We start from the raw sequence: 24,546 nt of genomic DNA on the forward strand, positions 1-24,546 counted from the left end.
CTACGATCGCTGCGCACACACCTTCTTCAGCGCCATCACCCTCGCCGCCACCGTCACCTTCTGGCTCGGTCAATGAGTCCTGAGCCTAGCTCCCGGACCAGCGTTGGGGTCAGGTCCAGGCAGTGGCCCACTAATATTCCGCCAGGACCACTCGTGGGGCTGGTCACTACCCGTTTGCGCACTCTGGCGCCGACTGCTGAATGGTGCATTGCTTCACAAATTCTTGGAACGCTTTCTCCGATGCCTGCTCATGGCTCATGATCCGCGGGAACTTGTTCTGTCCTCCGAGCCGACCCGAGCGGCGCATCCAGTCGTTGAAGGTGCCCGCTGCGAGCGAGACGAGTTCGGGTGGCTCGACGACCAGATCATGCGCGCGATAGACTCGATAGTTGTCGTTCAGTTCCTGGAGCCGTGTGTCCGCGCGGCGCGCAATTTCGGCGATTGCCTCCCGAGAGCTGAGCGAAGGCTCGAATTCGACCAGGTAGCGATGCCGCCCCGCCACCTTGTCGACGTCCGGCGGGACCGCGTGGACAGTGAAGTCCGCGACCCCGTATCCCAGTCCGGCCGCCGCATCCCCCAAGGCCTTGCTGAGCTCCGCCTCCCGCACATGCTCCCCAAAAGCCGACAGGTCGCGCTCGACCCGTCCGGCAACGATCAGGCGAGGCGGATCGCGATCCGTGAAGCGAACCACGTCGCCGAGAGCATAGCCCCAGAGACCGCCGCTGTTGCTGAGCACGAGGGCATAGTCGACGCCAAGCTCGACATCGCCGATCCAACGCCGCTCGGGCCAGCGGCGGCCCGCCTCGGCCAGCGGCACGAACTCGTAGAAGACGCCGTGGTCGGCGAGCAGGCGCATGCCGTGCGCGCCGCTGGAATCATCGGCGGCCACGAACGCCTCGCTGGCCGCGTAGGTCTCGCGCAGCGCGGCCTTGCTGCCGGCGAGCAGCCTGTCGAAGATTGGCCGATAGGACGTGAAGTCGACACCGCCATGGATCACCAGTTCCAGGCTCGGCATCAGCGCCGACAGCGGCTCACCAACCCGGCCTGCGGCTTCGGCAAGACGGGCGAAGAAGAAGATCAACCAGGACGGATAACCGGAGATCGAGCGAATGTCCGAGGCGACCGCCGCCTCGGCAAGGCGGTTGATGCGTGCCTCCCAGCCGTCGATCATTTCGACACTCCGCGGCGTGAAGCGCCATGGCCGGACGAGCCAGGGCGTGTGGCGGTCGCCAAGGCCCGTCAAATCGCCAGCGATGATCCCGGGAGCGATCTCGGTGAGGTCGGTCGCGCCCAGCAGCACAAGATTCGGCCCGGCAAAGAGCCTGCTCCGGGGCGTGGCTGCGAGGTAGAAGCTGAAGAGATCGGTGATGGCCCGCATATGCGAGCGCATCAGGGCCTTGGGTTCGGGGACCAGCTTTCGGTTTCCGGTCGACGTGCCCGAGGTTATGGCGAACTCGCGGGTCGGTTCGGGCCAGGAGATGCCGTCGATCCGAGGAAATACGTCGCCCCAGACCTCGCTCCGCATCTGGTCGTAGCTGCGTACCGGCACGCGGGTCTGGAAGTCGGCGACGCTCGCAACCTCGGCCAGCCTGTGCTCGCGGCCGAACAAAGTGCCGGCCGCCTCGCGGCACAGGCGGAGTAGCGTGCGTTCCTGCGCCCTGACCGCATCGAGGCGGTCGAGCCGGCTCACCCGGCTGCGGGCATAGGCGCGGAGCAGCGGCGTCGCGTCAAGCATCGCAGCCCTTCCTGGCCAGGGCAGCGTCCCAGCCGGTCATCGGGCTCAGAGCCAATGGCTTGACGTCGCCCAGCCGCTGGCCGCGCTCCGCGGTCATGCGAGCCGTGTAGCGGTCCTGCGCGGCGGGACCGGTGGTTGCGATCCGCGCCGGCGCGAGTTGGCCCAGGCGGCGGCAATGGGCGTAGTGGACATTTGCCGAAAGTGCCTGGTCGAGCCGGTCCGCCAGGCAGGGGTCCGACCGCGCCCCTTCGATGTAGAGCGTGTAGGCGATGCCGGCCGCTGTCTCCTCGGGCGCCAGCAAAGCGAAGGCAAGCGTGGTGCCGTGGAACAGGGTGCCGATGACGCCGGCAACGAAATCCTCCTCCAGCTTCTCGCCGAACCGGTCGGACCGCATGCCCTGCCTGCCGAGGAATTCGAGGCATGGCGTCGTGCCGAGACGGCCGGTGCAGCGCAGGCGATCGGGGATGCGATAGCGGTAGAGGCCGCCCGCTGTCGTGACCAAGGGGGCATATTCCTGGCCGGGTTCCAGCTCCCAGGGCCAGAGCACGTCGCCCGACGGTGTCTCGAACTCGAAGACATGGGCGGTGACGGCCAGGATCTGGCGGCCCGCATGGGGGAGGGTGACGAAGCCCTCGGTGGCGATCACGCCTTTGGGCTGGATCATGGCCTGCGGGAACAGCCGGGCAAGCTCCGGCAGGTAGGCCGCGGCGAAACCGTGGCCCCAGGCGCTGATCAGGCGCAGGCGTGGCCAAACCGAGGCCGGGCTTGGGTCCCGCAGCCCTGCCAGCGCGCGGGCGCGTGCGGGACGGGGCGCCAGGTGCAGGCCCGTGCCGGTGAGTGACATCCCCCCTGCGAGCAAGGCAAGCAGCGTGTCCCAATGTCCGAGCATCCAGCGCCAGAGGAGCGGCAGGAAGCTCGGGTGCCAGATCGACACCAGAGCGAGGTCCTCGCGGGCGAGCAGGCAGAGGGCGGTGGCCTGGCGGTGGATCTCGACGTCCTCGATCCGGCTTACGCTGCCGGGCACGGCCAGGGCCGCGTCGATCACCGGCTTCATGAGGCCGCCGAGATAGGCACTGTCCTCGTCGAAGCCGACCGGAATGCCGCCAGCGGTGCGCGAGCGGCCGAGCGCGGGCGAGATTGCCCAATAGGCTGGCCCGTCCCCGGCGCCTTGGACGGTGCGGAAGACCTCGGCCATCCAGGGAGCGAGCGCGGCACGGAATTGTGCCTGCAGGGGAGCCGTGTAGGGAACCAGCTTGGCCGGACCGCCGGTGCCGGCAGTCAGCGCGAAGTGCGTGACCGGGGCGGCAGTCAGGACCCGTGGCTCACCCACTGCGATGCGGTCAATCAGCGGGGCCAGATCGCTGTACGTGTTCACGGGCACCGCGGAGCGGAAGTCGCGCGGTGTCCGGATCCGCGCAAAATCGTGCTTGTGGCCGAACACCGTTCGTACATTCGCCGCCAGGAGCTTTTCGAGGAGGCCGGACTGGACCTCGCAGCAGGCTGGCAATGCTCGGCGCAAGCGCACATCCGCAGAGATCGAGGCGAGCCGCCAGATCGCGTTGGCGCTGCGCGCCGCAAGGCTCACGCGAGGATCCTGAGCGTTTCCGCCGGCCGGCTGGCGCGCTCGGCCAGCCGGCCGGCGGCGGCGGTGTAGTTCTCGCGCTCGAGACTCGCCAGGCAGACCAGTTCGTCGCCTTCGGCATGGCCGGGGTTCAGCGCCGCAAAGTATGCGACATGGGGATCGGCGAGCCGACGTTCGGGTATGCCGCGCAGTGGGCCCGCGAGAAGCTGTGGACGAGGAAGCCTTACGACGCCGCTGGCCGGGTCGTAGCGGTCGCCGAAGCGGTCGGTGGCGAGGAAGTCGAGCAATCGTCGGTCTTCTGCCGGGGTTTGGCGGTCATGGCAGGGATGGAAGGTCCGCGCGAAGACCGGCAGGAAGCGATAGCTCCGGTACCCTGACGAGATCAGCAACCAGTAGAGCGTGAGCCCAGGCTGCTGTGCCCGCAGGTGCTCGATCGCGGGGATCCAATACTGCGCCAGGGACCGCTGACCCCAGCCGTCGGGCGCCATCACGGTGTCGCCCGAGCAGATCACCGCGATGTCGCGTCCCTCGAACCTGCGCCGATAGAGCGCCAGCGTCGTGAAGCCGGCCAAGCGCCCGTCATCCTCGGCGCGGACCAGCAGCACGTAGTCCTTGTTGTTCAGATCCTCGCGGAAGGTCCAGCGGTCGACGCCGTCGAACTGGCTTTCGAGCAGGCGGAACATCTCCGCTTCGCCAGAGGTCGAGAGGGCGGAGCGGCGGATCAGGAGCCCGGTCATAACAGCGCCGCCTCGGGCTGCGCGAAAAGTGCCGGGTCGAGCGGTGTGGGGGGCGGAGTCCCGTCTATCGCGACCTGATAGAGTCGCGAGAGATAGGTGTGAGGTCGAAAATTCCCCTGCACCCAGGCACAGGACGGGTGGCGGGTCGATAGCGTCAGGGCGAGCAATTCAATGCCCTTCTCGTCCCGGGCCCGTTCGCATGCAGCCGTGATCAGGGCATCGAGCGCCCTGGTATCGTCGTCATCGACGGCGAGGTGCGAGAGGAAGCCGATCCGCAGTCGCGCACCGACCGCCGGCATCATTGGCGGGGTAACGACCTGGCCTGACCCACCGATCGGCGCACGCAGCCCGCGCGCGCTGCCATAGCCCCGGATCACGGTCTGCTTGAACGCGGCCTGGTCCCAGACAGCGGCGCAGGCCCTGACGTTGTCTCCCGTGCCGATTGTCAGGAAATCGTTGATCGCCAGCCCCGGGCAGATTTGTGGATCCACCAGATCCTCTTCGCTCCAGGCCATCGCATACTGCCGGTGGCTAAGGTTGCGCGCGAGGCAGGCGGCGATCCCAGCGGGAGTGCCGCCTGTGCGGACCCGCTCTGGCCGGCGCACGGGCTGGCTCGTGGGCATAAGGTAGGTGACCAGATCTTCGACATGATGGAACACGGGCAGACCGGGCCGCTTGGCCTCGAGCAGCCTGCGGGCGGCGACATTCGTGGTGACGATGGTCGAGAAATAGGTTTCGGCCAACAGGCCCTGACCATGCAGTGCGGCGAGTCCCGAGAACCCTGCGTATATGACCGCTTTGCTCCCGCGATACGGGTGGTCGACGCGGAGTTGGTGAAGATAGCCAACCTCGGTCGCCACCCCGTTCAGCCAGAGCCGTTGGATCGAGATCTCACCCAATCCCGCGATGCGGTCGCTGTTCTCAGGGCGGACCACGACGACGAAACTGCGGAGGCTGGCCGCCCGGGAGGCGACGAAGAAGTCCGGTTCGCGTTCGTAGGAGACAGCGATCTCGCCGCCCACGGGGTTCTCGCGCAGGATCCGCAGTATCTCGGCATTGTCGGCCGGTGTGGCGAACTCAGCTCGCATTGCGCCACTCGCCACTGCCGGCGGCTCCCACGGGTTCCAACGGCCATTCGCACCCGGCGTCGCCAAGAGGCAGCTGGTCGCGCTGGAAGACCTCCCTGCCCAGCATCAGATTGGTCGCCAGGAATGTCTTGAGCATGAATGCCGTCCGGCAGTTCGTGCCGTCAACCATGCGGCGGGCGATGTTTGGCAAGGAGAAGAAGCGTGCCCGGGCCCGGACACAGTTCTCGTGCACCTCGTCAGGCGTCATCTTCGCAGGGCGAAAGGGTAGCTGGTTGTAGTGGTAGTCCGGGTCCAGCCACCACGCGTCGGAGATCAGCCTCCCCTCCTGCTGCAGCCGGGCATACAGCGGAGTTCCCGGGAACGGCGTCAGATGGTTGAAGGCAGCGATGAACATGCGGTGGCGCATCGCGAAATCGACAGCGGCGTCAAACGAATCTGGCGTATCGTGGTCATAACCGAAGATGAAAGTGCCGTAGAGCCGAATCCCGAAGCGGCGAAGATTGGCCATGGCTTTTTCGTAGCCGCCGCCCATCAGGTTGAATCCTTTGCCCATGGCGCGAAGGGACTCGCGATCCAGGCTCTCAAAGCCGATCAGCACGCCCTGACAGCCGGCACGCGAGATCAGATCAAGGAATTCTTCGTCATGGGCGGCGTTGATGCTGGCCTGCGAGACCCAGCGGATGCCAAGCGGGATCAGGGCGCGGTAAAACTCTTTGGCGTCGTCCATGTTCGACGTGATGTTGTCGTCGACGAAGAAGTACAGATCTCGCTTGCGACCGATGTCCGCAATCTCGGACAGGATGGCATCGACAGGACGACGGTTCTGGGTGCCGCTGAAGAACGATTGGATGGCGCAGAATTCGCAGCGGAAGTGACAGCCACGTCCGGCTTCGACAAGCTGGACGTTAAGGTAGTGCTTGCCAGAGAAGATCCGGCGGTCGGGCCTGGCGAAGCCCAGTCTTGGCCGGCAGGGCGCGCGATAGCGGCGTCGCCAGGTGCCGGCCTGAACATCGTCGACGATGCCGGCCCAGAGATCCTCTGCCTCGCCTATCACCACGATGTCGGCGTACTGCGCGACTTCGTCGGGGCAGAGGGTGGCGTGAAAGCCGCCCATGACTACCGGCACGCCGCGGCGGCGGTAGGCGCTGGCGATCTGGTAGGCGCGCCGCGCCGTGTAGGTTTCAACGCTGATGGCGACCAGATCGGTGGGCTCGTCATAGGGGATCGCCTCCATCCGGTCGTCGTAGAACCGCACGTCGACATCTTGGGGCGTCAGCCCGGCGATCATCGCTGCTGGCAGCGGTTGCATCTGCCACGTTCTGAGGTAGCGCTTATCTCCCGCGCGGCGGCCGATGCACGGGTGGATCAGCGTCAGCCTCATCTGGCGGCGCCTTTCGCCGCGCGAGCCGCAAGGGGCCCTGCTGACCCGGCATCGCTGCCGACGAACCAGTCGCAGGTATAGAACCGGTCAAGGTTCCGCGCGTAATGGCGGTAGCCGAGATTGGCTGCCAGATAGAGGCCCGTCGCGGCCGTCGTGTCGCGATAGCGCCGCCATATTCCGCGCCAGGAATAGGCCCGCCGCCAGGCGGCCCTGTTGCCTTGTTCCAGTTGCTGCACGGTCATGTGCGCCGGGCGGAAGACGACGTGCTGGCCGTCGTACAGTTCCCAGTCCCGGGTCAGTAGCCGGCCCTCCGCCTCCATGCGCCGATACATTGCTGTGCCCGGAAAGGGCGTCACGATGGCGAAGCGCGGCAAGTCGATTCCGCATTCGATGACGAACTCGGCAGTCTTCTCGAACACGTCCGGCCTGTCATCGTCCAGCCCAAAGACGAAGGTGCCCATCAGCGCTATCCCGCGGGCATGCAGCAGTCTGATGAGCTCAGGATAGCGTGCCGGGTCGTTGAAGCCCTTGCGCACTTCGCGCAGCCCGCCCTTCGAGATCGATTCCAGGCCGATCAGCAGACCACGACAGCCGCTGCGCACGCAGAGTTCCAGAAGGTCCGGCTTGTCGGCGAGCAATGTGGTCGAAAGCCCGTACCACGTGATGTTCAGGGGTATCAGTGCCTCGAACAGGCGCGCGGCGTAGTCGAGATCGGCGATGATGTTGAGGTCGATGAAGATCGCCTGCCGGGCACCGCTCGCACGGATATCCTCCACCACGTCTTCGATCGGCTTTTGATAGGGATCGCGGCCCCAGGCAAAGGGCACCACGCAGAATTCGCAGCCATGCACGCAGCCCCGGGTCGCTTCGAACACGTGGCTGGTGGCATAGCGGTGACGGGCGGCCAGCGTCCGATCGACGCGGGGACGATTTGCCAGGCTGAAGTCCGGTGCCTGCACATAGCGGGGCCGCATGGCTCCGGCGACAAAATCGCGCAACAACTCTGGCCAAGTATCCTCGGCATAGCCCACGACGATGCTGTCCGCATGGGGCTGGGCGTCGTCGGGGACCAGCGTCACATGCGGCCCGCCCAGCACCACCGAAATCCCGCGTGCACGGAACGCCGCGGCAATTTCGTAGGCCCGCGGGGCTGTCCCGGTGATCACCGTGATCCCGACCAGGTCGGCAGGAAAGTCCAGCGGCACGTCATCGACACCCTCGTCGATGATGGTCAGCTCGTGCTCGATCTCGGGCGGGATCAGCGAGGCCAGGGTGGGCAGCGTGAGCGGTGCATAGCGCAGCGACTTGCGGAAGATGCCGCCGCGATGGCGATACAGCGGGCCCTTGGGCGAAAGCAGCAGAATTCGCATGCCGTCGTTTCCTGCCTATGTGTTGCGACGGGCCCCAACCGCATGTCGGACCGCCGCAGCGCCGCCCGGAAATCGAACTTCAAGAAACCACGAACGGCCTATTTGGATCTTGATTTCGATCAATCGGCTGTTCGCGCGCGGGTGCCATTTTGTTTCTGAATGCCGATGAAGATCGCTTTCATACGTCCGAACATGTACGCGGGTCGCTCCAGCGACGCGATGGAGCCGCTGTGCTTTGCGATCCTCAAGGGTCTGACCCCGCCTGACGTCGAGACCGTGCTCTACGACGAGCGGCTGGAGGAGGTCCCGCTGGACGAGACCTGCGACCTCGTTGCGATGACGGTCGAGACCTATACCGCCCGCCGCGCCTATGCGATCGCCGATCGCTACCGTTCCCGCGGCATCCCTGTGGTGATGGGCGGCTATCACCCGACGTTCCTGCCGGAGGAGGCCGCCCGCCACGCAGACGCCGTTGTCGTGGGGGATGCCGAGGGCATCTGGCCCCGCGTCGTCGAGGAAGCCCGTGCTGGCCGGCTGTCCTCTCATTACAAGGCCGATGGCTTCGCCGACCTCGCCGGTGCCCACTACGACCGCAGCATCTTTGCCGGCAAGAAATACGCCCCGGTGGCGCTGGTGCAGTACAGCCGCGGATGCAAGTTCAATTGCGATTTCTGCTCGATACGGGCGTTCTACGGGGCGAACCTGCGGCAGCGGCCGGTGGATGAACTGGTGGCCGAGATCGCCGGGCTGGGGCAGCGCCACATCTTCTTTGTCGACGACAATATCTTCATCAATCCGAAGAAGGCCAAGGAGCTATTCCGCGCCCTGATCCCTCTGAAGATCCGCTGGTCCTGTCAAGTTTCGATCGACATCGTGAAGGACCCCGAACTGCTGCCGCTGATGAAGGCATCGGGCTGCGCGACAGCGCTGATCGGGTTCGAGTCTCTGGATGCTGCAAATCTCAAGCAGATGAACAAGGGCTGGAACCAGAAATTCGCCAGCTACGAGCAGGCGCTGAGCCAGTTCGCGGATGTCGGCATTATGATCTATGGCACCTTCGTATTCGGCTACGACCACGATACGCCAGCGTCCTTCGATGCGGCCGTGGACTTCGCGCGGCAGAACCGTTTCTGGCTGGCGAATTTCAACCCTCTGACGCCGACCCCCGGCGCCCCGCTGCATGACCGGCTGATCGCGGAAGGGCGGATGGTCTTCAATGAATGGTGGCTGGACCCGAACTTCCGCTATGGCGACGCGACCTTCGAGCCGCGCGCGATGACAGCCTCCGAGCTGACTGAGGGCTGCTTCCGCGCCAGGCGGGCGTTCAACACCTGGGGCTCCCTCATCGGACGGTTCGTAGCCTCACGCACCAATGCAGGGTCGCCCTACCGGGCGTGGCTCTACTGGCTGGGCAACTTGGTCTCCCGGTACGAGATCTACAGGAAGCAGGGCAGGGCGCTCGGCGGAGAGGCATCGCCCGACAGTGCGGCCCGATGAAGGTGACGTTGATCCGCCCCAATATGGGCCGGCTGCCGGGCGGCAGATTCCACGAACGGGGGGCCATGGAACCTCTGGAGGTGGGCGTAGTCGCAGCCCTGACGCCGGCGGATGTCGATGTCCGGCTCTACGACGACCGCGTGGAGCCCATTCACTATGACGAGCCAACTGACCTCGTCGGGATCACCATCGAGGTTTACACCGCCAAGCGTGTCTACGAAATTGCCGCCCAGTACCGCCGGCGTGGCGTGCCGGTCGTTCTAGGCGGCTTCCACGCGACGTTGGCCCCCGAGGAGTGCAAGGCGCATGCCGACGCTGTGGTCATCGGCGATGCCGAGAGCGTATGGGCGGACGTCATCGAAGACGCCCGCGCCGGCCGGCTGAAGGCCCTCTACCGCGGCGGGCCTGGCGTGCCGCAGGCTGTCGGCGTGATGCCCCGGCGCGATCTGTTTCCGACCAAGGGCTACTTGCCTGTCACACTGGTCCAGTTTTCGCGCGGCTGCCCATATCCCTGCGAATTTTGCGCCATCAGTACGTATTTCGAACGCCGACATGTTTCGCGCCCGATCACCGAGGTTATCGCTGAGATCGAGCGCGCGGGTCGACGGACTGTCTTTTTCGTCGATGACAACTTGATCGTGAACCGCAGGGCGCTGAAGAGCCTGCTTCGCGCGCTGATCCCGCTGCGGCTCCGGTGGATTTCGCAGGCCAGCATCGACATGGCGGACGACCCGGAGCTTATGGACCTGATGGAAGCGTCCGGCTGCCTGGGCACGGTGACGGGCTTCGAAAGCGTCGATCCGGCAGCGCTGATGGCGATGGGCAAGACACCGAACCTGCGCGGCGACCGCTGGGACCGCTATCAGCGGCAGGTGGAGGTGCTGCGGAGCCATCACCTCCAGACCTGGGCCGCCTTCACTCTGGGCCACGACCACGAAGACGAAAGATCGATCCGGGACACCCTGGCCTTTGCTTCCTCGAATCGCTTCGCTTTTGCGGCTTTCAACATCCTTACGCCCTATCCCGGCACCCCGCTGTACGACAGGTTGGCGGCCGAACGGCGGTTGCTGTTCGATGGGCGCTGGTGGCTGCATCCGGATTATCGTTTCAACGATGCGACCTTCCGCCCGATGCGGATGACGCCCGACGCACTGACGCAGGCAGTATCGGACTGCCGGCGGCAATGGACCAGCGCGGCCTCGATTTTCTGGCGGATGTGGGACTTCAAGACTCATCTGAGTTCACCGCTGCGCCTGGCGCTGTACCTGCGCTTCAACAGCGTTTTTCGCCGGGATGCGCGTGACAAGCAGGGGATGCTGCTGGGCACGGAGAACGGCGCGACCGGCGACGATCTCAGCGCTCGATCCCCGGCCACCAGTTCCAGCGCCCCGCAAGCCGCATGAGCGCGGGGCTCAACACCGTGCGGACGGGCGTGGCATCGATCAGCACCGCGGCAGCCAGCGTGAAGCCCAGCAGCCGGTAGACGTAAACGCCCCGAAGACGATCGACGATGGCGCCGCTCTCGTCGGCACCTTGTCATCGCAATCTCGCTATGCGGCTGATCAGGAAGCCCTCCTAGTTCATCGAAACCCCGGAGACCGCGCAGAAGACGACGAGCGAGATCGCCGGAAGCACGCCTTCGACGGCCGGCGCCCGGAAGCCGCAGGCCATGGCCGTCGACAAAGACCAGCGTCGTCAAACCGCAGGTGGCTCCGATGGGAAGCGGTTTCAGCAAGACTGCCTTCGTCGCCACCAATGGGGCCTGGAAAGCGAAGCTCAGGACGACGAATGTGGCGAGCACGACCGGCCCGATCACCGCGGGCGTCCACGCCCGGATTGCCTGTGCATAGTCGTATGCCGCCGCAGGCATGCCGCCCACCACGACACGTGGCCTGAGTGCCGTGTCTCATGCGCACCGACGCAGTCCCGCACTGTGCCGACCAGGCCGGCCAATGCATCGAAATCGGCCCCGTGCGACGGAAACACGGGGAACAGCAGCGTCCGGCTGTCTGCGGTTACAAAGGGGGGCGAGCGGTTGTCCCGGCAAGCTCGCAAGAATCTTTGGCGGCAGGCCTGTCAGCAACTCGCCCGGCAGTGCGAGGATGCACACGGCTCACCGAGCAGTCCTGACGCGAGCGCCGTCGCGGAGCGCGCTCGGCGGGAACAGGATGACGGTTTCGCCGGGCGCGAGCCCATCAGCGACCATCGCGCTGCGCGCGGCGCGACTCGCGATGTCGACTCGCCGTTCGCGCGCCGCGCCGTCCTGCACCACGAACACCGCCCAGCCGCCACCGCGCCGGAACAGTGCGCTGACCGGCACTAGCACCGCGTCCTCAATCTCCTCCACCGTGATCCGCGCATCGACGCGGAAGCCGTCGCCGAGGGCTGCCGAGCCTTCGCGCGGGCCGACGAGGTCGATCACCACCCAGACCCGCTGCTCCTCCACGCCGAGCGCCGAGACGCGGGTGAAGGCGCCGGGCTCGACCCGCCGGACGCGCCCTTGCAGCGGCGCCGGTCCACCCCAACGCTCAATGGCCACCGGCGCACCGGGCACGATGCCCACCGCCACCGTGGTGAGGACGTCAACCACCACCTCCAGATCGGCCGGATCGCCGAGTTCCAGCAGCGGCGTGCCTGCCGCGACGACGGCTTCGCTTTCCTGCAGCACGCGCAGGATTTGGCCGGCGACGGGGGCGCGGATCTCCTGGCGATCCGGGCCGTTCTCCATCGCCTCAGTGGCGGTGAGCAGAGCGCGCGCCCGCTCCAGTTCGTGCTCGGCGGCGTAGCGGCGGCGCTCGGCCGCAAGCATGTCGCGTGCGGCCGAGCGCTCGGCGAGGTCTGCGCGCTCGAGTTGCTGGAACGGCGCGGCGCCCCGCGCGAGGAGGGCGCGCACCCGGGTGGCTTCCGCCTCGGCCTGCACCTGCTGGGCGGCGGCGCGCTCCACAAGCGCGCCGGCTTGCTGCAGCATCGCTTCCGCGGCGCCGACGCGCTCCTCCGCCTCGCGCCGCGCACGGGGGCTTAGCAGCGCCGACGGTGCGACGAGGATCAGCGCAACCGGGTCGCCGCGGCCGACCGTGTCGCCCGGGCGCACGGCGAGCCGCAGCACTCGGCCGGCGACGGGGGCCGAGACGATGTAGCGGTCCCGCACCCGCGTGCGCCCGTCCTCCTCCACCACTGCTGCGAAGCGGCCCCGGGTGACCTGTGCGGCCTCGACGAGCAAAGGTCCAGGGCGAAGGGCGAGGAACGCGCCGCACGCCGCCAGCAGGACGGAAGCGGCGATCAGCGCCCGGCGGAGATGCCGGCCCATGCCTCAGTCTCCCGCCTTCAGGGCAGCGATCAGGTCGAGCCGGTCGATCCGCCGCCGCACTACCACGGCGCTGGCCAGCGCCGAGCCCAGCACGACGAGCGCCGCCGTGGCGAAGGTCGCCGTACTAATCACCGCAGGCACGTCGTAGCTCTCATTGTCCCGCGCCCCCAGGATGAGCCCGACGAACCATTGTGCCAGGACGAGCCCCAGCGGCATCGCGACCAGCACCGCCAGCGCCAGCTCCGCAAGCAGGATGCGCGACACCTCCCGCCGCGTAAAGCCGAGCACCCGGAGGCTCGCCAACTCCCAGCCCCGCTCCTGCAGCGCCACGCGTGCACTGTTGTAGACGACGCCGACAGCGATGATGACGCCGGAGCCGGTCAGCGCGACGGCGCTGGTCAGCACGAGCCCCGCGATCACCTCGTCGAAGACGCGCAGCCACACCGCCTTCACGTTGATCGCCGCCACGCGCGGCCGCTCCGCGAGGCGCTGCCACAGCGCCTCAGCCGCCAGAGGGTCCACCCGCAACGCGACGTGGGAGACCAGGTCATCCTCGCGCATCAGCCGGTTGAGCGCGCCGATCTCGATCAGCGCGGTGAAGCCGATGATGTCCTCGACCAGCGCGGCGACCGGCAGGTCGTGCACGCGCCGCGCGCCTTCCAGCACCTCCACCTGCACGGTGTCGCCCGCGCGCACGCCGAGCCGCTCGGCCAGCCGCCGACTGAGCGCGAGGCCTTCCTGCGGGATCGGCACGGAACGTAGATCGGCGTCGCGCGGCACGCGCAGCTCCGCGCCCGCCGACAGGCCGGTCAAGGCCAGGAGGTGGCTGCGCTGTGCGGCCCGGATGCGCACCGGCACAATGCGCTGCCCTTCCGCCGCGAGAACGCCGGGCAGCAGCGTCATCTCGCGCACGGCGCGGGAGGGGCGCGGGTCGGTGAGCGCCACGAAGGCGTCGCCGCGCTCGATGCGGTCGAATTGCAGCTCGACCATGCTGTCCAACGCGTCCCACCAGAACAGGCCGAGGACCACCATCGGTACCGCCAGCGCGATGCCGAGCACGGTCAGCACGGTGCGCAGGGGGCGGCCGAGCAGCCCGCGCAACGGAATCTTCGTCCGCGCCGCGAGCCGCCGCCCCACCCCGCCGAGCACGCGCCCGCCGAAGGCGGCCGGCGGCGCCGGCCGCAATCCCTCGGCGGCGGGCAGGCGCAGGATCCGTCGCAGCGCGGCGAAGATGCCGATCATCGCCACCGCGAAGCTCGCCGCGGCGGCGAGCAGCGGCAGCCAAGCCGGCAGCAGATAGGGCATGTCCGGGAAGCGGAAGAAGGGCCGGTAGTTTTCGAGCATGCCGACCCCCCTCCAGGCGCCCACCGCGATGCCGAGCGAGGAACCCAGCAGGCAGATGACGGCCACGAACTTGGCGTAGTGGATCGCGATCTGGAATGACGGGTAGCCGAGCGCCTTCAGCGCCGCGACCTGCTCGCGCTGCGCCTCCACCATCCGGCCGAGCACGACGTTCAGCAGGAAGGCGGCGATGCCGAAGAAGACCAGCGGCACGGTGACCGCCATCGTGCGCTGCTCGGCGAGGTCGTCCTCCAGGAAGCGGTGCGAGGGCTGGTCGCGCCGCCCGTAGGCGCCCGTGCCGCCCCAGGGCAGCAGCAGGCGGTCCAGCTCCGCGATCACAGCCGGCTCGGAGGCGCCAGGGGCGAGGGTGAGCACCACCTCGCCGAAGGCCCCCTGCATGTCGAAGGCGCGCGCCACCGCTTCCTCGTTCGCCCAGAGCACGAGGAAGCCGCGGTCGTCGGGCAGCGGGCTGCCAGGGCGGGACGTGAAGACGAATTCCGGCGAATGGGCGATCCCGGCGATGCGGAAGCGTTCGCGCCTGCCGTTTAGGATGACAGCGATCTCGTCGCCCGGGCGGACCTGCCACGCCTCAGCGAAGGCGGCATGGATCATCGCCTCGTCATGCCGGGTCGCCTCCGGCAGGCGGCCGGCGATTAGCCGCAGCCGGTTCAGCGCCAGTTTTTCCTCGCTGGTCGGCAGGGACAGGACGCGGCCGGCGACTGGCACCTCGGCGCCCGGCCAGTCCACGCGAGCCTCGCCACCCGCGCGCCCTTCCACCACCGCGACGCCCGGGATTTCGGCGATTTGAGCCAGCAGCGTGCGCGGCGCCCGCTTCACCTTGGCGAAGACGTCCGGAAAGCGGCTCTCGGCGTAGAAGGCCTCCTGCGCGCCGCGGAGCGAGAGGAAGCTGCTGACAGACATGACCAGCACGGCGACGCCGACGGCGACAAGCAGCGCGATGGTCAGGACCTGGCCGCGCAGCGCCCAGAGGTCGCGGAGCAGCTTGCGGTCCAGCACGCTCACCAGACCAGCTCCTCGGGCGCGAGGCGGCGCGCATTGCGCTCAATCGCCACGATGCGCCCGCCGCCCATGCGCAGCACCCGGTCCGCCATGCCGGCGATGGCGGCGTTGTGGGTGATGACGACGGTCGTCGCGCCGACCTCCCGATTCGCCCGCCCGATGGCGGAGAGCACCAGCTTGCCCGTCTCGACGTCGAGCGCGCCGGTCGGCTCGTCGCAGAGCAGGGCGTCGGGGCGCTTGACGATGGCGCGCGCGACCGCGACGCGCTGCTGCTCGCCGCCGGAGAGCTGGCCAGGGAAGTGGTCGAGCCGGTGCGACAGCCCGACGAGTGCGAGCGCCTCCTCGGGCCGCATCGGGGCGTGTGAGATCTCGGCGACTAGTTCGACGTTCTCCCGCGCGGTGAGGCTCGGGATCAGGTTATAGAATTGGAAGACGAAGCCGACATGCTCGCGGCGATAGGCGGTCAGTGCCGCCTCATCCGCCCCCGTCAGCTCGTGGTCGCGCCAGGCGGCGCGGCCAGAGGTCGGTGCATCGAGCCCGCCGAGGATGTTCAGCAGCGTGGACTTGCCGGAACCCGAGGGGCCAAGCAGCACTACGAACTCGCCCTGCATGATATCGAGGTCGAGTTCGCGCAGCGCATGCACCGTCGCGTCGCCGCTGCCGTAGCTTTTGCACAAGCCACGCGCGACGAAGACCGGGGTCGTGCCGGTCGCCTGGGGTCCGCTGGCCGGGGGCACTGCGTCGGCTGCCATCGTCATGGGCGTCCTTCGCAGCATGCCACGTTTCGTACGCCGGCGAGAGAAAAGGCTCTGCGGCGCGCCGTTCAAAGCCCCGCACCATGCGGGAGATGGCGCGATCTCGCGGGATAAACTGGTGCCAGGGCGCCGCCAGGACGTGTGCCGCGATCGTCGCGATCATCAGGTTGGCCTGCACCTCATGCGCCTCGCCCCAGTTGCGCGCCCCAGGCACAGGAAGGGAGCCGGCAGAGACCGAAGACCGTGACCGCCCGGCCTCAGGCCCGGCGGTCGAGGAGCCCGCTGAGCGGCACGCCAATGGTTAGGCCGATCAGCGCCAGATGCATGGCGACGGCCGCCAGGCGCTGCCAGGCCGGCCCTTCAGCCCCGGGTGATGGCGCCACCGCCTGCAAGTCGACGCACAGCCGAGCACGAGGACGCCCAGGGCTATAGTACACCTGCATTGCCAGGTCGCGCCCGGCGCCTCAGGGGAACACCCGCATCGTACTGCCGACCGCCCAAGCCAGCAGCACCAGCAGCGCGGTTGCCCAGTGGATGGCGCGTGTCGCCATCACTGTGCTCCTTTGCTCAGCGGTCGCGGGGCGCGACGGCGCCGGTGGTGGCGTCCACGCGCAGTTCCACGCGGCGGCCCTGCGCGTCGTCGGCCTTCACCTCCCAGGCGCCGCGCTCCCACTCGAACTCGCTGATCGCGCTGTAGCCGGCGCCAAGCACGGCCGCCACGGCGGCGGGGGCCTCGAAGCGGACGCTAGCGGGCGTCACCGCCTGCGTGCCGGACCGCTCGGGGCGGTTGTCGTCTGAGGAGGCGAGCGCGGGGCCGAAGGGGGCGGCTACGGCAAGGGCCAGGTCGAGGGCGGCGATAGGGCGGAAGCGGGTCATCTCGGATCTCGTGGTTCGACGTTGCGGCCTCTCCGCAACGGGGCGCGTCGTAGCCACACCCCCACCTGAACCGAGGCCGAGCCACCTGTTCAGCCGCGGTTCGGGTGGCAATGCCGATGCTGGACAGATGCGCCGAGCCTTTCTGCTGCCGCCGATGCTGCTGCTGGCCACCCCGGATGCGCGGGCGGATGACCGGCGCGACCATGAACGCGCGCGCGCCGCGCTCGCCGCCGGCGAGATCCGGCCCGCTGCCATCTTCTTTTGCTCGGGCGGCCGACCGCTCCGCGCTGGCCTCGTGCTGCGTTTCGCCGGGCGGCTCGACGTGGACCAGGGGCCGCTTCGCGCCCGGAGCGATCCGATTGCCTGGCGATTTCAGATGGCAACCTCGATGTATTGGGATCGTCGGCTGCGCGTCCCCGATTTGAACCTGTGCCGAGGGCACGAGGTTCCACACCGCATGCTGTCGCCGAGGTGAGTGGCGCGCGATGCCGGTGCCGGCCCGTCAGAGGCGCGTCCGTACATTCCGCTCGGCTTCCTGCCGACAGGACGCATTGGTGCTGACGCGCCGCGGCTAAAGCAGTCCGCGCGAGCAAACCCGGCAAGTCCCGGGCTTCGGGTGGTGGGAGCGCCGCATGGGGCGGCGTCTCGGCAAGGAGCCATCCGATGTTCACCACCAGGACCCTCACCGCGGCCCAGCTGCTGATCCTCACCACCGCCGTGCAGGGGCCCGACCACGTGGTCCTGCCCCTGCCGCCGACGATCCGCGCCCGTGGAGGAGCGCAGCGCAATCTGCTCGGCGCCCTGCTCAAGACGGAGCTCGTCGAGGAAGTGCCGGTCAATGACGCGACAATCGCCTGGCGGACCGACAAGGCCGGCCAGCAGCATGGCCTCCGCCTCACCGCAGCCGGTCTGGGCGCCGCCAGCGCCCCCGTCGTTGCGGCGGAAGCGGCGGGTGCCGGCGCCGACAAGGAAGATATCGCGCATTCGACGGGCGGCGACGCGGCCGTGGTCGACGAGCCTGCCGCTGACCAGGTCACGCAGGACGCCCCGCCGCCCCGCCCGACCGGCAAGCTGGGCGAGGTGCTGCGGGCGATCTCAGCCGAGGCGGGTGCGACGCTGGCGGAGATCACCACGCTGACCGGCTGGCTGCCGCATACCGCCCGCGCCGCGGTGACCGGACTGCGCAAGCGGGGCTACGACGTGGCGCTCATCCAGCAGAACGGCCGCAAGGCCTACCGCCTCTCCTCGGTGGGCTGACGAGGGGCGCATGCCCAGGCTACGCAAGGCAGGCACTGGCGACTCGCCTGCCGCGACGCTGCGGCAGGCGTGGGAGCGCCTCCACGGCAGGGCGGCGCCCGCGGCACTTAGCCCGGATTTCCTGCAGCGGGACATCGCCTATCGCCTGCAGGCAGACCAACACGGCGGGCTCAGCCCCAAGGCCCGCCGCAGCTTGGCAGACCTGGCCAGCGGCGATCCTGCAAGGGTGCCGCAGCCGCGTTCGCTGACGCCGCGGATCAAGGCCGGCTCAACCCTGCTGCGGGAATGGCACGGCAGGACCTACGCCGTGCTGGCGCTGGAGGAGGGCTTCGAGATGGCGGGGCAGCGCTTTGCCTCCCTCTCGGAGGTCGCCCGCCAAATTACCGGCGCCCACTGGTCCGGGCCGAGGTTCTTCGGACTCCGGCGGGGCGGAACGGCCGTTGGAGCGAGGCCTGTCTGCCGACAGGCTGAGGACGCGCGCGATTCGTAGCCGTCGTGGCTCAGTTCAGCCTGCCGGCAGGACCGGCCTGCGCTGCGCCATCTACACCCGCAAATCCTCCGAGGAGGGGCTGGAGCAGGAGTTCAACTCCCTCGATGCCCAGCGCGAGGCCTGCGAGGCATATATCCGCAGCCAGCGCCACGAGGGTTGGAATCTGCTGTCCGCCCGCTACGACGATGGCGGTCTCTCCGGGGGCACCATGAACCGCCTGGGGCTGCAGAGCCTCCTTGCCGATGTCGCCTCCGGCAAGGTCGATCTGGTCGTCCTCTACAAGGTCGACCGTCTCACCCGTTCACTCTCGGATTTCGCCAAGATCGTCGAGGTGCTGGACGGCCATGGGGCCTCCTTCGTCTCGGTCACCCAACAGTTCAACACCACCACCAGCATGGGGCGGCTGACGCTGAACATGCTGCTGTCCTTCGCGAAGTTCGAGCGCGAGGTCACCGGCGAGCGCATCCGCGACAAGATCGCCGCCTCCAAGCGCAAGGGGATGTGGATGGGCGGATCGGTCCCCCTCGGGTACGAGGTGAAGGACCGCAAGCTGGTGGTCCATTCGGCCGAGGCGGGGCGCGTCCGGGCCATTTACCGCGCCTATCTCGTCCTGGGCACGGTGCGGCTGGTGCAGCAGCACCTTGCGGAGAAGGGCATCACCGGCAAGGCAGGCCGCCCTCTGGCCCGTGGCGCTGTGTTCCACCTGCTGCAGAACCGGGTCTACCGGGGCGAGGTGGCCCATCGGGGCAACGTCTATCCTGGCGAGCACGCGGCGATCGTCGACACCGAGCTGTGGGAGGCGGTGCAGCAGGGTCTTGCCGCAAGCCGCGCCGACCGTCGCCTGGGCGGCAATGCCAGCCATCCGAGCCTGTTGGCCGGGATGGTCGCCGACGCCACTGGTGAGCCGATGGTCCCGACGCATGCGAACAAGGGTGGGCATCGGTACCGCTGCTACGTCTCGAACGGGCTGATCACCGGCACGCGCGAGGAGCATGCAGATGCGCTTCGGGTTCCGGCGGCGGCGCTGGAACGGGTGGTTTTCGGAAGGATCGCCCGGCTGCTGTCTGACGGGCCAGAGCTACTCAGTACGCTGCGATCCGCCCGGGTGCTGCCGACGGAGGCTGCACAGCAGCGGCGGGTACTCGAGGCTGCGGGAAAGCTTGCGCGTCGTTGGCATCAGCAGGGTCATGCCGCGCAGCGGGAGATCCTGCTCGCCCTTCAGGCTGAGATGACTGTGCAGCGGCAGGAGATCACCATTAATCTCGCGCCGCATGGACTGCTTGCAGTCCTCGCTGGTAAGGGCGGCAGCGCCGCCACCGCGATCGACAAGCGCAACGGCAACGGGGATGATCGACATCTCCCGCGCGTCACACTCACTGAACCCGTGTCCCTGCGGCGCGGCGGTCGGGAGATCGCGCTGTTGGTGGGATCGACCGTCGCCGCCGATCGGTCGGACCCGTCGCTGGTTCGCCTGATCGCCAAGGCCTGGGCGCTGCGCGAAGCGTTGGTGTCGAGCACCGCACCCAGCCTGACCGCCGTCGCGGCGGAGCAGGGCATCTCGCAATCCTATGCGACGCGACTGGTTCGCCTGGCCTGGCTGGCGCCCGACATCGTCGAGGCGATCCTCGGGGGCTGTCAGCCGGCGAACCTGACGGCATCGCGGCTGATGCAGGATACCCGCATCTCCACCGACTGGCACGATCAGCGCCGGGCGGCCGGATTTATCTGAGCCGGAACGGTACGCCCGGCTGCTAAGGCTTGGGCAGCATCTCACCTGCGTTCAATGCCCACGAAAGCAGCTCCGACACGCGAGAGCTGAGGAGGGTCCGCCGCGCTAGGCCACGCCGCGGACCAGGGCATCTGACCCCATCTGTACATGCCGAAATGGCCAGGAGAGACAGAACCGGCATTCAGCCAGCTGAACCCGCCGGGCCAGCGTCTCTCAGGTATGATTCGTTTGAGGCCCTCGCGTGTCGGGCCGGAAAGCCGGGCCTTTCGCGGGCTAGGGTCGCGGAGCCGTAAATCGTCCGCGACACCGCGACTGCGTGGTTGTGGACGCAGCCCCCCGCGAACCCCTCTCTGCCGCCTGACAGCCTGATTTCCCTGTTCTGCAGGGAAAGAACGGGGAAATCGGCGCCATGTCGGCCGTTCAGTGAGGCATCGGCCGGCTGGAAGGCGCGGAAATCGGCGGCTTCGGGGCGACATCCCCTGTGCGGCGGAACAGGGAATTGTTGAGCACCTTGCAGGGAATGCTCCGTACGGTTCAGGGATCATTGCGGGAAGAAATGCTTGTTGGTCGCCTCAGGTCACCGCCCGTTGCCGTCCGGGCAATGTCGCGACAGGCTCACGTGCCAGACACATCGAAACGCGGCAGAGAGGACAAGAATGACCGGGATCCGGAGGCGTTGGATGCTGAGTGGGGCGCTTGCCCTGCTGGGGATGCGCGCGATGGCTCAGCCTGCTTGGCCTGAGCGACCCGTGCGCGTCGTCGTCCCCTTCCCGCCAGGCGGGTCGAACGACATCGTGGCGCGGTTCCTCGCGGAGGCGCTGCGCGACCGTCTCGGCCAGCCCTTTCTCGTGGAGAATCGCGGCGGCGCGGGCGGCAACATTGGCGCGGACGTTGTCGCGAAGGCCGCCCCGGACGGCCATACGCTGCTCGTCAGCGCGCCGCCGGCCCTCGTCATCAACGAACACCTCTACCGCAGCATGCCCTTCAGCCCGGAGCGGGACCTGATGCCCGTCGCGCTCGTCGCCGCGGTGCCGATCGTGCTGATCGTGCCGGCCGACAGTTCGGCGCGCAGCCTGGGCGATCTCATCGCCATGGCGCGGCGCGAGCCGGGGCGACTCTCCTTCGGCTCATCATCGATCGGCGGGACCAATCACCTCGCGGGCGAGTTGCTGAAGAGCATGGCCAGCATCGACATCGTGCACGTGCCCTACCGCGGCGCAGCGCCGGCCATGACGGACCTGATCGCCGGTCGCCTGCAGTTGTACTTCGACAACATGCCCGGCGTTCTGCCGCAGGTGCGCGAGGGACGCGTGCGCGCACTGGCCGTCGCCGGAGCGCAACGTGCGGCGGCGATGCCCGATCTGCCGACCATGGCCGAAGCCGGCCTGCCGGGCTTCGAGGCTTCGTCCTGGTTCGGCATGGCCGCGCCGGGCGGCACGCCGCCGACGCTGGTCACGCGGATCAACGCCGCGGTGCTGGCCGCCTTGGCCGAACCCGCGCTCCGCGAGCGGCTCGCCGGCGCCGGTGCCGAGCCCGGTACGCTCGACGCCGAGGGCTTTGCACGCTTCGTCGCCGCCGAGCGCGAGCGCTGGGGTCAGGTCGTGCGCGCCTCCGGCGCGCGCGCGGACTAGGAGGCGAACAGGAAGTCCCGCACCAGCGCCGCCGTCTCGTCCGGGTCCGAGGCGGCGACGTGGTAGCTGTCATTCTCCAGCACAACGAGGCGCGACCGCGGTATGCGCTCCTGCCAGGCGCGGACGGTGTCGACGGAGCCAAGGCCGCTGCCCGTCGTGGTGACGACGAGCGTCGGCGCGACGATGCGATCGACTTCCGCCGTCACGTCGACGCCCGGCACCATCTGCAGGAAGCCTTCCAGCGTCGAGGCGGCGGTGCGCCCCATCATCTGCGCCCACCATTCGAGCTGTTCGGGGGTCATTCGGCTGCCCATTCGGCCCGCATTGGTCGCGCGCACCCAGGCGAGCACGCCTTCCTGGGCAATCTGCGTCCGCCACGACGGCGTCCGGCTGATCATGTCCCGCAGTGATGCTGGGGCGCCGAGCACGGCGAGTCGATCCACCAGCGCAGGATGCCGCGCCGCAACGGCAAGCGCGATGGTCCCGCCGATCTTGCCCCCGACGAGGTGGACCTTTGCCAAGCCCAGCGAGGCGATGACCCTGACAACGTCGTCGACCAACGCATCGAATCGCCAGGGGTGATCGGCCGGCAAAGAAGGGCTTGCGCCATAGCCCCGCAGGTCAAGACGCGCGACGCGCGCACGGCGCGATAAGGCCGGGACGAAGGCGCGGAACGCCTCTCCGCACTCGGCCAAGCCGTGGATCATGAGCACGGTCGGCGCCTGCACCCAGGGGTCGGTGAAGTCGTCCAGGCTGACATGGACCCGGATCCCCGGCGTAGTCTCGATCATCGGCATGCGGCTTGGTTCCTCAGATACAGCGCGTTCCGCCGCCATCGATATCGATGTTCGTGCCAGTGATGAAGCCCGCGCGGTCGGAGCAGAGGAAGGCGACGAGGCCGGAGCATTCCTCCGGCGTGCCGAGCCGGCCGAGCGCCACGGTCGCGATCGCTGCGGCGTTCTCCTGGCCTGCACTCCGGCCCATGTCAGCCGCACCTTGCGCCACGACCGTCTCCCAGCGTGGCGTCGCGATGGGGCCAGGATTGACGCCAGTGACGAGCACGTTGTCCGGCGCGCACTCGGCGGCCAGGGCCAGGGTAAAGGACAGCAGCGAGGCATTCACCGCGCTGCCGGTGATGTAGTTCGGTCGAGGCTGGTGGCCGGATCGGCCAATGATGTTGATGACGCGCCCCCATTTCCGCTGGCGCATCGGCGGTGTCAGGATTCGCGCGCAGCGCATGTAGCCCATCAGCTTGAGATTGATGGACTTCATCCAGGTCTCGTCCGGCGTGTCGCCGATGCGTCCCATCGGCGTCGCGCCGGCATTGTTTACCAGGATGTCCACCTGCCCGAGCGCCGCCTGGGCCTTGGCTATCGCGGCGTCGAGCTGCACGGCATCGGTCAGGTCCGCAGGCACGGGGATGCAGCGGGCGTTGGTCTCGCGGGCGATATCCGCCGCCGCCGCCTCGAGCCGCGCCGTGTCGCGCGCGACGATGACCACCGACACGCCTTCCTGGGCCAACTCTCTTGCGATGGCGCGCCCGATGCCGAGCGAGCCGCCGGTGACGACGGCAGTCTTTCCCCTGAGACCGAGCTCCATGATCGTTTCCCCCACCCCCCCAAAATTCGTGATCCGGCGACACTCCCGCGCGGTATGAGGGCGCTGTCAATCAGGTGCATTGCCGCGGTGGCATCGCGGACCTACCGTTGCCTGTGACGACCGGGCCCGCCGAAGGCACCGGCGCGAGGGAGACAGAGACGCCATGACCGCCAACCTTCCCTTGGGCCGTCGCAGCGCGTTAGCCCTCGCGGCCACGCTGGCCGCCGCCCCCGTGCGCGCGCAGGCATGGCCGACACGACCCGTGCGCTTGGTGGTGCCATTCCCGCCAGGCGGTCCCGCGGATGCGATCGGGCGCATCCTTGGCGAGAGGCTTGCGGAAATCTGGGGGCAGCCGGTCGTCATCGACAACCGCGGCGGTGCCGGTGGCAATATCGGCGCGGATATCGTCGCCAAAGCCGTGCCGGACGGACACACCCTGCTGCTCGCCGCGTCGTCTCATGTTCAGGGCGCCGCGCTCTACCGCCGCCTGGCCTTCGACCCGATTCAGGACTTCACGCCGATCACGCAGGTCGCCTACTACAGCCTTGTCGTCGTCGTGCATCCCTCGGTGCCGGCGATGAACCTCCGGGATCTGGAGGCGCTGATGCGCGCCAATCCCGGCCAGGTCACCGTCACCTCTGCCGGCGTTGGCACGCCCACCCATCTCACGGCGGAGCTCTTCCGCATCCGCGCCGGGCTCGAATTCACGCATGTCCCCTTCCAGGGGGCGGCGCCGGCACATACCGCGCTGCTCGCGGGGCAGGTGCAAGCGATGTTCCACAATCCGGTGCTGGCCGTGCCGGCCGTGCAGGCCGGTCGCCTGCGTGCCCTCGCCACGACGGGCGCAGCGCGCGCCGCGGCTCTGCCGGAGATACCGACCCTCGCCGAGTCCGGCTATCCGGGCTTCGACGCCGGGACCTGGTATGCGGTTCTCGGCCCGGCTGGTATTCCGGCGCCGGTCGTGGCGAAAATCGATACCGATCTCCGACGTGTGGTGGCGCTGCCCGTCGTGAAGGACCGATTTGCCGCCCAATCCCTCGAGACGCGCGACCTTGGTCCAGAGGCCCTGGCCACGCTCATGCGGGACGAACTCGAAAGCTGGGGCGCACTCATCCAGCGGCTCAACATCCGGCAGGACTGACCCCGGGGCG

The 24,546-nt window shown here is 68.3% G+C and carries 20 protein-coding genes and 1 pseudogene; 8 read left to right on the forward strand and 13 right to left on the reverse strand.

Annotated elements, in window-relative coordinates:
• Window positions 1-166: 166 nt before the first annotated feature.
• Genes GWK15_RS23755 through GWK15_RS23780 form a run of 6 tightly spaced genes read right to left on the reverse strand, consistent with a single transcriptional unit; the run spans window position 167 to window position 7,893 of the window.
• Entirely contained in the window at window positions 167-1,735 is a 1,569-nt protein-coding gene (locus tag GWK15_RS23755; protein ID WP_168043899.1) for a GH3 family domain-containing protein, read from the reverse strand.
• Complete coding sequence (locus GWK15_RS23760) at window positions 1,728-3,320, reverse strand: GH3 family domain-containing protein (protein WP_168043900.1); 1,593 nt, start codon at window positions 3,318-3,320, stop codon at window positions 1,728-1,730. The genes GWK15_RS23755 and GWK15_RS23760 overlap by 8 nt, the downstream gene beginning before the upstream one ends.
• Entirely contained in the window at window positions 3,317-4,054 is a 738-nt protein-coding gene (locus GWK15_RS23765) for a hypothetical protein (protein ID WP_168043901.1), read from the reverse strand. Before GWK15_RS23765 ends, GWK15_RS23760 begins: the two co-directional genes overlap by 4 nt.
• Window positions 4,051-5,142, reverse strand: a complete 1,092-nt coding sequence (locus GWK15_RS23770) for a hypothetical protein (RefSeq protein ID WP_168043902.1) — start codon at window positions 5,140-5,142, stop codon at window positions 4,051-4,053. Before GWK15_RS23770 ends, GWK15_RS23765 begins: the two co-directional genes overlap by 4 nt.
• On the reverse strand, window positions 5,132-6,523 hold the full coding sequence (locus GWK15_RS23775) for a B12-binding domain-containing radical SAM protein (protein WP_168043903.1): 1,392 nt from the start codon (window positions 6,521-6,523) through the stop codon (window positions 5,132-5,134). Before GWK15_RS23775 ends, GWK15_RS23770 begins: the two co-directional genes overlap by 11 nt.
• A complete protein-coding gene (locus tag GWK15_RS23780) occupies window positions 6,520-7,893 on the reverse strand; it encodes a B12-binding domain-containing radical SAM protein (protein ID WP_168043904.1) in 1,374 nt (457 codons plus the stop codon). The genes GWK15_RS23775 and GWK15_RS23780 overlap by 4 nt, the downstream gene beginning before the upstream one ends.
• Window positions 7,894-8,052: 159 nt before the next feature.
• Between GWK15_RS23780 and GWK15_RS23785 the strand changes: the two genes are divergently transcribed.
• On the forward strand, window positions 8,053-9,390 hold the full coding sequence (locus GWK15_RS23785; RefSeq protein ID WP_209442394.1) for a B12-binding domain-containing radical SAM protein: 1,338 nt from the start codon (window positions 8,053-8,055) through the stop codon (window positions 9,388-9,390).
• Window positions 9,387-10,793: a B12-binding domain-containing radical SAM protein gene (locus GWK15_RS23790; protein ID WP_168043905.1), complete on the forward strand. Its 1,407-nt coding sequence runs from the start codon at window positions 9,387-9,389 to the stop codon at window positions 10,791-10,793. The genes GWK15_RS23785 and GWK15_RS23790 overlap by 4 nt, the downstream gene beginning before the upstream one ends.
• Before the next feature lie 710 nt (window positions 10,794-11,503).
• Here GWK15_RS23790 and GWK15_RS23800 read toward each other — a convergent pair.
• The 5 genes and pseudogenes from GWK15_RS23800 to GWK15_RS23815 all read right to left on the reverse strand — a co-directional run bounded on the left by GWK15_RS23800 (window position 11,504) and on the right by GWK15_RS23815 (window position 16,689).
• On the reverse strand, window positions 11,504-12,697 hold the full coding sequence (locus tag GWK15_RS23800) for an efflux RND transporter periplasmic adaptor subunit (protein ID WP_168043906.1): 1,194 nt from the start codon (window positions 12,695-12,697) through the stop codon (window positions 11,504-11,506).
• 3 nt (window positions 12,698-12,700) lie between these two features.
• A complete protein-coding gene (locus GWK15_RS23805) occupies window positions 12,701-15,061 on the reverse strand; it encodes an ABC transporter permease (protein WP_209442395.1) in 2,361 nt (786 codons plus the stop codon).
• A complete protein-coding gene (locus GWK15_RS23810) occupies window positions 15,058-15,810 on the reverse strand; it encodes an ABC transporter ATP-binding protein (RefSeq protein WP_168043907.1) in 753 nt (250 codons plus the stop codon). Before GWK15_RS23810 ends, GWK15_RS23805 begins: the two co-directional genes overlap by 4 nt.
• A gap of 88 nt (window positions 15,811-15,898) precedes the next feature.
• Window positions 15,899-16,027: pseudogene (locus tag GWK15_RS26725) on the reverse strand (cytochrome b/b6 domain-containing protein); the annotation flags it as partial.
• Window positions 16,028-16,380: 353 nt separating this feature from the next.
• Entirely contained in the window at window positions 16,381-16,689 is a 309-nt protein-coding gene (locus GWK15_RS23815) for a PepSY domain-containing protein (protein WP_168043908.1), read from the reverse strand.
• A 154-nt stretch (window positions 16,690-16,843) separates the two neighbouring features.
• Between GWK15_RS23815 and GWK15_RS23820 the strand changes: the two genes are divergently transcribed.
• The 5 genes from GWK15_RS23820 to GWK15_RS23840 all read left to right on the forward strand — a co-directional run bounded on the left by GWK15_RS23820 (window position 16,844) and on the right by GWK15_RS23840 (window position 21,796).
• Entirely contained in the window at window positions 16,844-17,164 is a 321-nt protein-coding gene (locus tag GWK15_RS23820) for a hypothetical protein (protein ID WP_168043909.1), read from the forward strand.
• Between the two features lie 188 nt (window positions 17,165-17,352).
• Window positions 17,353-17,946, forward strand: coding sequence for a DUF3489 domain-containing protein (locus tag GWK15_RS23825; protein WP_168043910.1), 594 nt, complete (start codon window positions 17,353-17,355; stop codon window positions 17,944-17,946).
• 10 nt (window positions 17,947-17,956) lie between these two features.
• Window positions 17,957-18,436 carry a DUF2924 domain-containing protein gene (locus GWK15_RS23830; RefSeq protein ID WP_168043911.1) on the forward strand — a complete coding sequence of 160 codons (480 nt, stop codon included), beginning with the start codon at window positions 17,957-17,959 and terminating at the stop codon, window positions 18,434-18,436.
• Window positions 18,387-20,165, forward strand: a complete 1,779-nt coding sequence (locus GWK15_RS23835; protein ID WP_209442396.1) for a recombinase family protein — start codon at window positions 18,387-18,389, stop codon at window positions 20,163-20,165. The genes GWK15_RS23830 and GWK15_RS23835 overlap by 50 nt, the downstream gene beginning before the upstream one ends.
• A gap of 749 nt (window positions 20,166-20,914) precedes the next feature.
• Complete coding sequence (locus GWK15_RS23840) at window positions 20,915-21,796, forward strand: Bug family tripartite tricarboxylate transporter substrate binding protein (RefSeq protein ID WP_338147326.1); 882 nt, start codon at window positions 20,915-20,917, stop codon at window positions 21,794-21,796.
• Here the strand turns inward: GWK15_RS23840 and GWK15_RS23845 are convergent.
• Complete coding sequence (locus GWK15_RS23845; protein WP_168043913.1) at window positions 21,793-22,593, reverse strand: alpha/beta fold hydrolase; 801 nt, start codon at window positions 22,591-22,593, stop codon at window positions 21,793-21,795. The two genes, GWK15_RS23840 and GWK15_RS23845, sit on opposite strands and share 4 nt — an antisense overlap.
• Before the next feature lie 13 nt (window positions 22,594-22,606).
• Window positions 22,607-23,395: an SDR family oxidoreductase gene (locus GWK15_RS23850; RefSeq protein WP_168043914.1), complete on the reverse strand. Its 789-nt coding sequence runs from the start codon at window positions 23,393-23,395 to the stop codon at window positions 22,607-22,609.
• 163 nt (window positions 23,396-23,558) lie between these two features.
• On the opposite strand from GWK15_RS23850, the gene GWK15_RS23855 reads away from it, so the two are divergent.
• Window positions 23,559-24,536 (forward strand): Bug family tripartite tricarboxylate transporter substrate binding protein, encoded by a 978-nt coding sequence (locus GWK15_RS23855; RefSeq protein ID WP_168043915.1) that lies wholly within the window; start codon window positions 23,559-23,561, stop codon window positions 24,534-24,536.
• Window positions 24,537-24,546 lie beyond the last annotated feature (10 nt).

Origin of the sequence: Neoroseomonas oryzicola (assembly GCF_012163135.1) — a bacterium.
Lineage (GTDB): Bacteria > Pseudomonadota > Alphaproteobacteria > Acetobacterales > Acetobacteraceae > Neoroseomonas > Neoroseomonas oryzicola.